11 protein-coding genes and 1 tRNA gene are annotated in these 12,209 nt (G+C 71.9%); 7 read left to right on the forward strand and 5 right to left on the reverse strand.

Annotation, left to right across the window (positions count from 1 at the left end):
* Nucleotides 1-25 precede the first annotated feature (25 nt).
* Entirely contained in the window at nt 26-736 is a 711-nt protein-coding gene (locus ABEB00_RS04790) for a copper chaperone PCu(A)C domain-containing protein (protein WP_345617624.1), read from the reverse strand.
* A gap of 691 nt (nt 737-1,427) precedes the next feature.
* On the opposite strand from ABEB00_RS04790, the gene ABEB00_RS04795 reads away from it, so the two are divergent.
* The 6 genes from ABEB00_RS04795 to ABEB00_RS04820 all read left to right on the forward strand — a co-directional run bounded on the left by ABEB00_RS04795 (nt 1,428) and on the right by ABEB00_RS04820 (nt 8,072).
* Nucleotides 1,428-1,910, forward strand: a complete 483-nt coding sequence (locus tag ABEB00_RS04795; RefSeq protein WP_003953493.1) for a CarD family transcriptional regulator — start codon at nt 1,428-1,430, stop codon at nt 1,908-1,910.
* Nucleotides 1,911-2,193: 283 nt separating this feature from the next.
* A complete protein-coding gene (gene ispD, locus ABEB00_RS04800) occupies nt 2,194-2,970 on the forward strand; it encodes a 2-C-methyl-D-erythritol 4-phosphate cytidylyltransferase (protein WP_345617625.1) in 777 nt (258 codons plus the stop codon).
* Nucleotides 2,960-3,466 (forward strand): 2-C-methyl-D-erythritol 2,4-cyclodiphosphate synthase, encoded by a 507-nt coding sequence (gene ispF, locus ABEB00_RS04805; protein WP_345617626.1) that lies wholly within the window; start codon nt 2,960-2,962, stop codon nt 3,464-3,466. The genes ispD and ispF overlap by 11 nt, the downstream gene beginning before the upstream one ends.
* A 154-nt stretch (nt 3,467-3,620) precedes the next feature.
* Entirely contained in the window at nt 3,621-5,021 is a 1,401-nt protein-coding gene (gene cysS, locus ABEB00_RS04810; protein ID WP_345617627.1) for a cysteine--tRNA ligase, read from the forward strand.
* Between the two features lie 122 nt (nt 5,022-5,143).
* Nucleotides 5,144-6,085: a 23S rRNA (guanosine(2251)-2'-O)-methyltransferase RlmB gene (rlmB, locus tag ABEB00_RS04815; RefSeq protein ID WP_345617628.1), complete on the forward strand. Its 942-nt coding sequence runs from the start codon at nt 5,144-5,146 to the stop codon at nt 6,083-6,085.
* A 124-nt stretch (nt 6,086-6,209) separates the two neighbouring features.
* On the forward strand, nt 6,210-8,072 hold the full coding sequence (locus ABEB00_RS04820) for a DoxX family protein (RefSeq protein ID WP_345617629.1): 1,863 nt from the start codon (nt 6,210-6,212) through the stop codon (nt 8,070-8,072).
* A 74-nt stretch (nt 8,073-8,146) separates the two neighbouring features.
* Here the strand turns inward: ABEB00_RS04820 and ABEB00_RS04825 are convergent, their stop codons facing one another.
* From ABEB00_RS04825 to ABEB00_RS04835, 3 genes are all read right to left on the reverse strand, one after another.
* Nucleotides 8,147-8,881, reverse strand: coding sequence for a nucleotidyltransferase family protein (locus tag ABEB00_RS04825; protein ID WP_345617630.1), 735 nt, complete (start codon nt 8,879-8,881; stop codon nt 8,147-8,149).
* 174 nt (nt 8,882-9,055) lie between these two features.
* Nucleotides 9,056-9,511 (reverse strand): hypothetical protein, encoded by a 456-nt coding sequence (locus tag ABEB00_RS04830; RefSeq protein ID WP_345617635.1) that lies wholly within the window; start codon nt 9,509-9,511, stop codon nt 9,056-9,058.
* A gap of 260 nt (nt 9,512-9,771) precedes the next feature.
* Nucleotides 9,772-10,908: an ABC transporter ATP-binding protein gene (locus tag ABEB00_RS04835; RefSeq protein WP_345617631.1), complete on the reverse strand. Its 1,137-nt coding sequence runs from the start codon at nt 10,906-10,908 to the stop codon at nt 9,772-9,774.
* A gap of 304 nt (nt 10,909-11,212) precedes the next feature.
* Between ABEB00_RS04835 and ABEB00_RS04840 the strand changes: the two genes are divergently transcribed.
* Nucleotides 11,213-11,286: transfer RNA gene (locus ABEB00_RS04840), tRNA-Thr, on the forward strand.
* 62 nt (nt 11,287-11,348) lie between these two features.
* On the opposite strand, the gene ABEB00_RS04845 is transcribed toward ABEB00_RS04840, so the two are convergent.
* Nucleotides 11,349-12,209: NADase-type glycan-binding domain-containing protein (locus tag ABEB00_RS04845; protein ID WP_425586435.1), on the reverse strand; the 861-nt coding region annotated here is incomplete at its 5' end.

The raw sequence follows: 12,209 nt of genomic DNA on the forward strand, positions 1-12,209 counted from the left end.
GTGCCGTGCGGTGCCGTACGAGGGCTCAGTGGCCGGCGGACGCGCTGGCCGAGGCCGCGTCGGTCGGGGTGCCCGAACCGGACGTCCCGGCGGACGGGGAGCCGGACGGGGAGGCCGACTCGGACGCCTCGCTGCCGGTGTCGCCGGGCGACCTCTCGGAGGTCTGCCCGTCGGCGGAGGCGGACGACGTCGCCGGGTTCTCACTGGCCTCGGACGCCGACGGTACGTCGCTGGGGCCCCACTCGGCGAAGTAGTGCTCGGCCGGCACGACGAACGCCTTCAGGGACACGTCACCGGTCTTGCTGAAGGTGAAGGTGATCTTCTGGGCGTTGCCGTCCTGGACGGCCTCGCGGCTGCTGGGCAGCACGGCGGAGGCGTTGTCCTTGCCGCCGATGACCAGCGAGCCGCCGGCCGGGACGGTCAGGTCCTGGCCCTTGACCGGCTTCAGCTCGGCGGTCTTGCCGGTGCCGTCGACGCTGATGGACTCCAGCGTCTGGGCGGTGCTGCCGCCGTTGAAGACGGTGGCGGCGACCGCGGCGGGGCCGGTGGACTCCAGGTCGGGCTGGGTGATGACGACCGCGTTCTGGATCTTGATGTCGCCGACGGACGTCGCCGCGTTGTCCGGCTTGATCTCCAGGGTCTGGGCGTTGTTGCCGGCGCCGCACGCGGCGAGCGGGAGAATCGAGAACGCGGTGACGACGGCGCCGAGGGCGCCGCGTCGAAGGCTGCTGCTCACGGCGGCGGCACTCCTTGACTCGAACGGGGTCGGCGGCAACGGATAAAGCCGCCCTAAGTGATGGTCAGCGATGTCAGGTTACCGAGCCGTTCGTGCGGCGCCGCACCCGACCCTCCCCCTGAGCCCCTCCTTCCTCCCCCTGGCCCCACCTTCACCCGGCAGGCGGCCCCCCGAGTCGCATTGACCCGGCCGGGTGAGCGCCATTCGGATAAGAAGACCCGGCATACGCCGGGGATACTCCGCCCGACGGCCTCGTATTTTCCGTGCGGAATGTGCGGACGGAACGAGGAACGGATCGGGGAACGGATCGAGGAAGGGGGCGTGGAACGGATCGGGGAGCGGGGGCGGGAAATTGATCACCGTGGCGCGGTGCGGGCGTGTCGTGATCAATTTCGGATTCGTCCGGAAGCACGTCGTCGGCACCGAACGGAGTAGCGGAAGTCGCACGCATGGAACTGGACATATGCGGATGTTCAGTCGCTCGTCCGGCTCTACGGGCGGGCAGGGCGGGCGTGTTTCACCCGCCCCGGACAGCCGCTCCGACCTGCGAATTCTTTCTCCCGCCCGCCTCGCGCAGCACGTTCCTGTTGCTGTTGTCAAGCCCCGAGATATGCCCTGACCTGCGAAAACACCATTCAGAAGCCGCCGTTTCCGTGTTACCCTGGATAGCCACGGAAGGGGTACCTGTCACATGACGTTCAAGGTTGGCGACACCGTGGTCTATCCCCATCACGGGGCCGCGCTGATCGAGGCTATCGAAACTCGCCAGATCAAAGGCGTGGACAAGACCTACTTGGTGCTGAAGGTCGCCCAGGGCGACCTGACGGTACGTGTGCCAGCGGACAATGCGGAGTTCGTCGGCGTGCGTGATGTGGTCGGTCAGGACGGACTGGACCGGGTCTTCGAGGTGCTGCGCGCGCCGTACGCCGAGGAGCCCACCAACTGGTCCCGTCGATACAAGGCAAACCTGGAGAAGCTCGCCTCCGGCGATGTCATCAAGGTCGCGGAAGTCGTACGCGACCTGTGGCGTCGTGAGCGCGAGCGCGGACTCTCCGCCGGTGAGAAGCGCATGCTCGCCAAGGCCCGCCAGATCCTGGTGAGCGAACTGGCTCTCGCGGAGAACACCAACGAGGACAAGGCCGAGGCGCTGCTCGACGAGGTTCTCGCCTCCTGACGCGAGGCGCAGTCCCGCTCGGTCAGCACATGAAATGCCGCGGTGCCCGATGACGTCTCTGCCGTCGCCGGGCGCTGCGGCATGTTCGTACCCGGACAAGGTACGTACGCTCAACTCCCGAGGGACCGCCCCCGAGTCCGAGGGACCACCCCCGAGTCCTGGTGTGCCGGGCCCGGACGGCTGGCTCGACCAGTGTCACGGAAAGGGTCCGGTCAAGGCGTCGCGCCCGGCACTTCCCAGGCCATACCCACGCCAGGCCAGCACACAAACCTGACAGGAACCGATGTCTGACGATTCGCGTCCCGCACCCGCGGCAGCCACCGCGCAGACCGCCGCGGGGGCCCGTACCGCCGCCGTGATCCCCGCCGCCGGCCGGGGTGTGCGCCTCGGACCGGGCGCTCCCAAGGCGCTGCGCACACTGGGCGGCACCCCCATGCTCATCCACGCGATCCGCGCGATGGCCGCGTCCCGCGCGGTCTCGCTGGTCGTCGTCGTGGCGCCGCCCGACGGAGCCGGCGAGGTCAAGAGCCTCCTCGACGCGCACGCGCTGCCCGAGCGCACCGACTTCCTCGTCGTCCCCGGCGGCGAGTCACGCCAGGAGTCGGTACGGCTCGGGCTCCAGGCGCTGCCCGCCGAGTACGACACCGTGCTGGTGCACGACGCGGCCCGGCCGCTGGTCCCCGTCGACACCGTCGACGCCGTCATCGAGGCCGTGCGGGGCGGCGCGCCCGCCGTGGTGCCGGCGCTGCCGCTCGCGGACACGGTGAAGGAAGTGGCCCCGGCCGGTGCGCCGGGGGAGCCGGAGCCCGTGGTGGCCACGCCGGAGCGGGCGCGGCTGCGGGCGGTGCAGACGCCGCAGGGGTTCGAGCGGGGGGTGCTGGTACGGGCCCACGAGACGGTGACGGAGAACGTGACCGACGACGCCGGCATGGTGGAACAGCTCGGGCTCACGGTCGTGGCCGTGCCCGGCCACGAGGAGGCGTTCAAGGTGACGCGGCCGCTGGACCTGGTGCTGGCGGAGGCGGTCCTCGCGCGCAGGAGGCTGAACGATGGGTTCTGAGCACGCGCCGGGTGGGTTCGCGCTGCCGCGGGTCGGGATCGGTACGGACATCCACGCCTTCGAGGAAGGGCGTGAGCTGTGGTGCGCCGGACTGAAGTGGGAGGACGCGGGAACGGGGCTGGCCGGGCACTCCGACGCGGACGTGGTCGCGCACGCGGCCTGCAACGCGCTGTTCTCCGCGGCCGGGCTCGGTGACCTCGGGCAGCACTTCGGTACGGGGCGGCCCGAGTGGGCCGGGGCCTCGGGAGTGACGCTGCTGGCGGAGGCGGGGCGGCTCGTGCGGGCGGCGGGGTTCCGGATCGGGAACGTCGCGGTCCAGGTCGTCGGTGCGCGGCCGAAGGTCGGTAAGCGGCGGGCCGAGGCGGAGAAGGTGCTGTCCGAGGCGGCCGGGGCGCCGGTGTCGGTGTCCGGGGCCACGACGGACGGGCTGGGGTTTCCCGGGAGGGGGGAGGGGCTGATGGCGGTCGCCACGGCGTTGGTGGTCTCGGTGGGGTGATCCGGGGCTCCGCCCCGGGCCCCGGCGAGGGCTGCGCCCCCTGCACCCCCCGGGGGCTCGGCCCCCGCCATCTCCCCCCCCACCTCTGTCACGAATGCATGCCCCCCGCCGAGAAGGTCGTGGGGCACTGGTTCGGGGCCACTACCCTGGAGCCGTGACTATTCGCCTGTACGACACCAGCGCCCGGCAGATCCGTGATTTCGTCCCGCTCACGCAGGGCTGTGTCTCGATCTACCTCTGTGGCGCCACCGTGCAGGCCGCCCCGCACATCGGGCACGTCCGGTCGGGGCTGAACTTCGACATCATGCGCCGCTGGTTCACGTACCGCGGCTATGACGTCACCTTCATCCGGAACGTCACGGACATCGACGACAAGATCATCCGCAAGGCGGCGGAACAGAACCGCCCCTGGTGGTCCATCGGGTACGAGAACGAGCGGGCGTTCAACGACGCCTACTCCGGCCTCGGCTGCCTGCCGCCGAGCTACGAGCCGCGCGCCACCGGCCACATCACCGAGATGGTCGAGATGATGCGCGGCCTCATCGAGCGCGGGCACGCCTACGAGGCCGACGGCAACATCTACTTCGACGTACGGTCGCTGCCCGGATATCTGGCGCTGAGCAACCAGGACCTCGACGACCTGCGCCAGCCGTCCGGCGAGGGCGAGACCGGCAAGCGGGACCCGCGGGACTTCGCCATGTGGAAGGCGGCCAAGCCCGGGGAGCCGAGCTGGGAGACGCCCTGGGGGCGGGGGAGGCCGGGGTGGCACCTGGAGTGCTCCGCCATGGCGCACAAGTACCTCGGCAGCGAGTTCGACATCCACGGGGGCGGGATCGACCTGATCTTCCCGCACCACGAGAACGAGATCGCCCAGGCCAGGGGCATCGGCGACACCTTCGCACGCTACTGGGTGCACAACGCCTGGGTCACCATGAGCGGCGAGAAGATGTCCAAGTCGCTGGGCAACTCGGTGCTGGTCAGCGAGATGGTCACCCGGTGGCGGCCGATCGTGCTCCGGTACTACCTGGGCACGCCGCACTACCGCTCCACCATCGAGTACAGCGAGGAGTCGCTCGCCGAGGCCGAGGCCGCGTTCGGGCGGATCGAGGGGTTCGTGCAGCGCGTCACCGAGCTGGCCGGCGGCGCCGTCGAGCCCGCCGCCGAGGTGCCGCCCGCCTTCGCCGAGGCGATGGACGACGACCTGGGCGTCCCGCAGGCCCTCGCCGTCGTGCACACCACCGTCCGGCAGGGCAACAGCGCGCTGGCCGCCGACGACAAGGAAGCCGCCGTGGCGCGCCTCGCCGAGGTGCGGGCCATGCTCGGCGTACTGGGACTCGACCCGCTCGACGCCCGCTGGGCCGGTGGCGGTGAGAGCGGCGAGGACCTGCACGGCGTCGTCGACAGCCTCGTACGCCTCGTCCTCGATCAGCGCGAGGCGGCGCGCGGACGCAAGGACTGGGCGACCGCGGACGCCATCCGCGACCGGCTCACGGAGTCCGGCCTCGCCATCGAGGACGGCCCGCAGGGACCACGCTGGAGCCTCGGCTCCCGATAGCGCCCACGACCCGGCCGAATGATCAAGTGTGCCGTCCGGGCCGCCGGGCGGCACACTGCATAAGACGTCACACCCCCGCGAGGACACCCGGGGGCACCCGTAAGAGAGCGAGACACGTACTCATGGCCGCTAACAACCGCCGCATGTCCGGCAAGAAGGGCGCGCAGGTCGGCAGTGGCGGCCAGCGGCGCCGGGGCCTGGAGGGCAAGGGACCGACGCCCCCCGCCGAGATGCGCAAGGGCCACAAGAAGAACCGCGTCGCCAACGCCAAGGCGAAGCAGGCCGTACGCCGCCCCACCGCGCGCGGCCGGGGCGGCCGGTCCACCTCCGAGCTGGTCGTCGGCCGCAACCCGGTCGTCGAGGCGCTGCGCGAGGGCGTGCCCGCCTCCACCCTCTACGTGCAGCAGTTCATCGACAGCGACGAGCGGGTGCGGGAGGCGCTGCAACTGGCCGCCGAGCGCGGCGGCATCAACCTCATGGAGGCGCCGCGGCCCGAGCTGGACCGGATGACCAACGGCCTCAACCACCAGGGGCTCGTGCTCCAGGTGCCGCCGTACGAGTACGCCCACCCCGAGGACCTGCTCGCCGCCGCCGACGACCAGCGCGCGGACGCGCTGATCGTCGCCCTCGACGGCGTCACCGACCCCCGCAACCTCGGCGCCGTCGTACGCTCCGTCGCCGCCTTCGGCGGGCACGGCGTGGTCGTCCCCGAGCGGCGCGCGGCCGGCATGACCGCGGGCGCCTGGAAGACGTCCGCCGGCGCGGCCGCCCGTACGCCCGTCGCGCGCGCCACCAACCTGACCCGCACCCTGGAGGCGTACCAGAAGGCCGGTGCCGTGGTCGTCGGTCTCGCCGCCGACGGCGAGGTCGAGGTGGGCGAGCTGGAGGCACTGGGCGGACCCGTCGTCATCGTCGTCGGCAGCGAGGGCAAGGGCCTGTCCCGGCTGGTCGGCGAGACCTGCGACCACCGGGTGCGGATCCCGATGCCCGGCGGCACCGAGTCGCTCAACGCCGGTGTCGCGGCGGGCATCGTGCTCTACGAGGCGGCCCGCAGGCGTGCCTGAGACACGTGTTCGATGTGCTGAGCTGACCCGTACGGGGGGTCGCGGACGGTCCAGATGATCTTGACGCTGTCCGGACACATCCGGCGGGTCAAGGCAGTGTCCTAACCACACGTCACTCGGTTAGATGAGTGTGGACACCAGAACACCCCGCACACCCACGGGCGACCGTTCGCCGGGAATCGACGACGCTCCCGCGCTGAGCATGGTGAAGGTGCCGAGCGATCCGGCCCAGGTAGTCGTCAACCACGCGAGCTTCCGCGTGCAGTTGGGTGCCTCGACGGGGCGGACCCGATCCGCGCGGATCTCGCGGCACCTGAGCGCCACCCAGGGCACCGCCCGCGTGCCCGCCGCCGGCGCGCCCGCGCGCCGCCGGGCGGTCGTCTGGAGCGGGCGGTCGGACCCCGACGACACCGGCGCCCACCGGCTGCTCCAAGCGGTGCGGGCCGGCGCCGAGGAAGCCGCCACCGACGCCGGGGCCACGCAGTTCATCCCCCGCGTCGACGGTCCCGGCAGCTCCGGCGGCACCATCACCACCGGCGGTCCGGGCCGCGACGGCTACGAGGGCTACGACCGTTACGACGGTTACGGCCGTTATGACCGGCATGGTGGCCATGCCGGTCACGACGCTCACGGCGGGTACGACGAGTACGACGGGTACGGGGACGCTCTCACCGGCCAGACCCTCGAAACACCCGTCGTCGGCGCCCAGCGCACCGCCGGCCACGACGACGCGGGGACGCGGCTGCTGCCGCACCTCGCAACCGTCGGCAGCGCCTACGACGAACCCGGCTACACCCACGACGAGTACGCCGCCTACCCGGAGTACCCCGAGTACCCCGGCGACCCCACCGAAGACGAAGACGAAGACGACGACGCCGCCACGGCCGTACGGTCGCGCGACGGACGCCCGAGCGACGACCCCGCCCGGCACGCCTACTACCCCGGCCGCCGCATGAACCTCGGCGTGGTCCTGCTGCCGCTCCGCGTCTTCCTCGGCTTCATCTCCATCTACGCCGGCATGGGCAAACTCTGCGACCCCGTCTACTTCGACGGCGGCGAACGCGGCTCCATGGTCAAGTGGCTCAACACCCTGCACCCCTGGGAAGTCGCCGAGCCACTGCGCCAGTTCGCCCTCTCCCACCCGGTCGGCTCCGGCCTCGTCATCGCCTTCCTCCAGGTCATCGTGGGCGTCCTCACCGTCCTCGGCTGCTGGCAGCGCGTCACCGCCGGCGTCGGCGCGTTCCTCTCCGCCGCGCTGCTGCTCACCGTGAGCTGGAAGAGCGTCCCCGTCTACGACGCGCCCGACATCATCTACCTCGCCGCCTGGTCCCCGCTGATCATCGCCGGCGCCCCCGTCTACTCCGTCGACGGCCGTCTCGCCGGCGGCGCCTGGCGCCGCCTCGGCCCCCGCGCCGACCTCTGGGCGCTGCGCCGGTACGTGCTGCGCCGCGGCGCCCTGGTCACCTTCCTCGTCGCCGGCGTCACCCTGCTGGTCGGCTCGCTGCTCGGCGGCGCCGTCCGCGACGCGGACCGCGTGGTCGTGCCCGGCCCCGGCGAGGCCCCGCGCAACGAACTGCCCGGCGCCCCGCTCTCGCCGGCACCCGGCGAACGGCAGCGCCGCACCCCCGAGGCCACCTCCTCACCCACCCAGAGCGCGACCTCCGGAACGGCCGGACCCGAGGACACCGCCTCGACCGCGCCGGACGCCACCCGCGACACCGGTACCACCACCGGCGGCGGCGCACCGACCGAGCCCCAGGGCAGCACGGGCGGCCAGGCCCCGCCGCAGCAGACCACCCCGGCCGGCCAGGCACCCAGCACCAGCGCCGGACCGACCGGCGGGGGCGGTGGTGGCGGCGGCGGTGCCGCGACGGGCGGTGGCGGCGCCCCACCCGGGGCCAACACCGGCACCGGGAGCAGCACCGGCGGCGACGGCGGAGCGACCTCCCCCGGGGAACCCGGCCTGGTCGGCGGACTCCTGGGATAACGCCCCCGACCACCCCCCCCACACGTCGAAGGGGTCCCGCACGGTGTTTCCGTGCGGGACCCCTTCGACGTGTGTCAGCGGCCCTGTGCGGCCAGCTCCTTCGCCGCCTCGGTGAGATCCTTCGCGGTGTCGATCGCCCGCCAGTAGGAGCCCTGCGGGATCGGGAAACCGGCCAGGCGGCGCTCCCGGGCCAGCCGCGGGAACGTGGTCCGCTCGTGGTCACCGCGCTCGGGGAGCAGCCCCGCGAAGGCCGAGGAGAAGACGTAGACACCCGCGTTGATCTCGACGGTCGACGGGGGCGCCTCGATGAAGTCGGTGATGTGCCCGAAGCCGTCCGTCTTGACGGCCCCCCAGGGCAGCCGCGGCCGGGCCAGGGCGAGGGTCGCGACGGCGTCCCGCTCGGCGTGGAAGTCGGCCATGTCGCGCAGCGAGAAGCGGGTCCAGATGTCGCCGTTGGTGGCGTACCAGGGGCGCTCGGGGTGCGGGAGATGCGCGGCGGCGTACCTCAGGCCGCCGCCGCGGCCGAGGGGCTCACTCTCGACGACGGTGGTGACGGAGAGTGGCAGTTCGGCCGACTCCAGCCACTTCTGCAGCACCTCGGCGAGGTGGCCGCAGGAGACCACCACGTCCGTGACGCCCTCCTCGGCGAGCCAGGTGAGCTGATGGCCGATGATCGGCGTCCCCGTGCCGGGGATCTCGACCATCGGCTTGGGCCGGTCGTCGGTGTACGGACGCAGCCGGGAACCCTGCCCGCCGGCCAGGACGACGGCTTGGACGGGACGACGGGACGCGGCGCTCGGATCGGTCATGCCCGAACTTTACGTGGGCGCGCCCGCCGCCCGACGGGTCCCGGTCCAGGTCCCGGCCGACTCTCGCGCCGCCGGAGCCCGGGGCGCGGGGCGCGGTGTGGTCGCGCGGCCCCGGGCCCTGGGCGCCGCTGTGCGGCTCGCCGGGCCCGGGGGTGGACGCGGGACCCGGGCGGGTCAGTGGTGGGCCGCCAGGACGCCGGAGGCGAAGGCGGTGTCGCAGACGGGGCGGGAGTACGACTGGGCGCGGGTCGGGCCGTACACGCGGACCGCCGCGCGGCCGAGGGCGCGGGCGAGGGAGGCGCAGTGCCTTGCCAGCGACGGACGGTCGTTCACCGCCTCCTGGAGGTGGGTGAGGGCGACGCCCGGGTCCTCCTCCTGGAGCTCCGCCAGCAGCCGGTCACGCAACACCTCGTGGGCGGCGCGGGCGGCGGCCGGCGAAGACGCCTCGGGGGCGGAGGCGTCCGACGCGGTCAGCACCGAGTTCGTCGGATCGCCCGACCAGTTGACCCGGGTGACCGCGAGAGTCCCGGAGAGCACCAGGACGACGGGCAGGACGAAGGCGAGGGAGCGGCCGATCATCTGGGCGGGGCCCCGGCCGCTTCGCGTCTGACGGTTGGTGGAGTGCTTCACGGAGTGCTTCACGCGAGTGAGGGTAGCGCCCGGTGATGATTTGGCGACATTTAGTCACCGGTTCGAGGGATGCGGAAGGGGCCCGGGAAGGGAGACGGGTTGACGCACACTGCTCGAAAAGTCCGTTGTGTTGGGATACTTGTCGACAACGAGAAGGGCCCCGCGGCAAGGCCGCGAAGCCCTTTTCGTCAGTCTGGGTGAAACGTCGGCGTCAGCCGCCCGGCCGCCTCGGTCGGTGAGGCGCCCGGTCGGTGAGGCGCTCAGTCGGTGAGGCGCTCGCCCGTGGAGGTCGAGAAGACGTGGGTCTCGCCCGGCTGCGGCACGACGTGCAGGCTCGTGCCCTTCTCCGGCACCGAACGGCTGTTGACGCGGACCACGAGGTCCCGCGTCTCGCCACCGACCTCGGCCGTGCCGTAGACGAACCCGTCCGCGCCGGTCTCCTCGACGACGTTGACGGAGACCGCGAGGCCCGCCGGGGCGTCCTGGGCGTCCTTCGACAGGGTGCCGGCGACGCCGCCACCCAGCTCCACCAGGTCGAAGTGCTCGGGACGGACGCCGACGGTGACCGTACGGTCACCCTTGTCGGCGGCGGCCTTCAGCGCGTCCCGGTTGACCGGCACCACGCTGTTGCCGAACTTCACACCACCGTCGGTGATCGGCACCTCGATGAGGTTCATCGCGGGGGAGCCGATGAAGCCGGCCACGAAGAGGTTCGCGGGCCGGTCGTACATGTTGCGCGGGGTGTCCACCTGCTGGAGCAGACCGTCCTTCAGCACCGCCACCCGGTCGCCCATCGTCATGGCCTCGACCTGGTCGTGGGTGACGTAGACCGTGGTGATGCCCAGCCGGCGCTGGAGGGAGGCGATCTGCGTACGGGTGGAGACGCGGAGCTTGGCGTCCAGGTTGGACAGCGGCTCGTCCATGAGGAAGACCTGCGGCTCACGGACGATCGCGCGGCCCATCGCGACACGCTGACGCTGACCACCGGAGAGCGCCTTCGGCTTGCGGTCCAGGTACTCGGAGAGGTCGAGGATCTTCGCCGCCTCCTCGACCTTCTGCCGGATCTCCGCCTTGTTCACGCCGGCGATCTTCAGGGCGAAGCCCATGTTGTCGGCGACCGTCATGTGCGGGTAGAGCGCGTAGTTCTGGAACACCATGGCGATGTCCCGGTCCTTGGGCGGCAGGTGCGTCACGTCGCGGTCACCGATGCGGATGGCACCGCCGTTGACGTCCTCGAGCCCCGCGAGCATGCGGAGCGAGGTGGACTTGCCGCAGCCGGACGGGCCGACGAGGACGAGGAACTCGCCGTCCGCGATGTCGATCTCCAGCGCGTCGACGGCGGGCTTGGTGGAACCCGGGTAGATCCGGGTCGCCTTGTCGAACGTGACAGTGGCCATGGTGAGGGCCCCCTTCTACCGGCAGGAACGTGCCGGACGATCCGTTGTAGGAAGGTGGTGCCACGGCGGATGACTCCGCAGTGGTGTCCGTGAGTGTTCAGTTGTGGAGGTTCGCGCCTGGTGTAGGCCACACAGGTGAACTGGTTCAGGACCGTACCCCGCGTTCACCTGGTCTGTCAGTAGCTGGAGGTGGGTGAACTTCGGCGGAATTCTCGCGGGGCCCGGCCGGCACCCGAACTCCGTGGCTCGGGGAAAGCGGCTCTGTGTACAGTGGAGCAGCCCTCGCGCCCGGTCGGCGCGCGGTGCCTCCTTAGCTCAGATGGCCAGAGCAACGCACTTGTAATGCGTAGGTCGTCGGTTCGAATCCGACAGGGGGCTCCGGCAGGGAAAACGGTCCTCCGCTCGCACAGCGGGGGACCGTTTTCCGTGGGTCGTGGAGGTCAGCCGCGGTCGCCTGCCGAGCGGTTGAAGAACTCGATCTCCGCGATGGCCACCTGCTTGCTGGCGGAGGCTCCGTAGGCGGATTCGATGGTGAAGCGGACGGCGGTGACCTCGCCGACGCGGAAGGCGCGGCGCTGGCCGCCGGACGCCTGGTCCAGGGTCAGGTCGCGGATCTTGGTGGTGCCGTCCTTCATGGTGATCTTCGCCTGGACGCGGTGCGGGAGCGCCGACTCGGAGAGCTTCTGGGCGCGGGTGGAGGTGCCGGGGGTGATGATCACGTCGAGCAGGCGGACCGGTTCGTTGAAGCGGGCCTCGATCCATTCGCCCTGGCCGGACTGGGTCACGCCCGGCCCCCACCAGGTGTTGCTGATGCGGTCGAAGGCGAGGGCGGGTTTGTGCCCCGGGTAGGAGCGGGAGGCGCGGATCTGGTCGGGGGCGACGGGGGCGCGTTTGGCGAAGTGGTCGCGGGTGGCCTGGATGCCGTCGGGGATGTAGATGATGCCGAGGACGACCAGGGTGATGGCGACGGCGGCGGCGATCCAGGTGCCGATGCGGTCGAAGGTGCGGCGCAGGCGGGGGCGGTCGCCGGCCCAGTGGGCTTCGCGGCTGCTGGAGCCGAACAGGCGGCGCCACCAGGGGAGGCGTCCGGTGGTGCGGTCCTGGGGGGCCAGGGGCATGGCGCAGCGGACGCAGAAGTGGCGGTCGACGCGGTTGGGGGTGGCGCACCAGGGGCAGGGGGGGCCGTTCTCGCCGTCGTGGGGTCCGAGGGCGCGTACTTGGGGGCGGTCGGCGACGGGGCGGCCGGGGAGGACGGGGGCGACGGCGGGGTCGGTGGGGGCGGGGCGGTGTTCGGGGTCGGC

The sequence above is a fragment of the Streptomyces ziwulingensis genome (assembly GCF_039542605.1).
Lineage (GTDB): Bacteria > Actinomycetota > Actinomycetes > Streptomycetales > Streptomycetaceae > Streptomyces > Streptomyces ziwulingensis.

Coding starts and splice junctions, on each gene's coding strand:
- ABEB00_RS04825 (WP_345617630.1), bottom strand. CDS start 8,881: ATGACCGATCCGAGCGCCGCGTCCCGTCGTCCCGTCCAAGCCGTCGTC.
- ispD (WP_345617625.1), top strand. CDS start 2,194: ATGTCTGACGATTCGCGTCCCGCACCCGCGGCAGCCACCGCGCAGACC.
- ABEB00_RS04820 (WP_345617629.1), top strand. CDS start 6,210: ATGAGTGTGGACACCAGAACACCCCGCACACCCACGGGCGACCGTTCG.
- ABEB00_RS04835 (WP_345617631.1), bottom strand. CDS start 10,908: ATGGCCACTGTCACGTTCGACAAGGCGACCCGGATCTACCCGGGTTCC.
- rlmB (WP_345617628.1), top strand. CDS start 5,144: ATGGCCGCTAACAACCGCCGCATGTCCGGCAAGAAGGGCGCGCAGGTC.
- ispF (WP_345617626.1), top strand. CDS start 2,960: ATGGGTTCTGAGCACGCGCCGGGTGGGTTCGCGCTGCCGCGGGTCGGG.
- ABEB00_RS04795 (WP_003953493.1), top strand. CDS start 1,428: ATGACGTTCAAGGTTGGCGACACCGTGGTCTATCCCCATCACGGGGCC.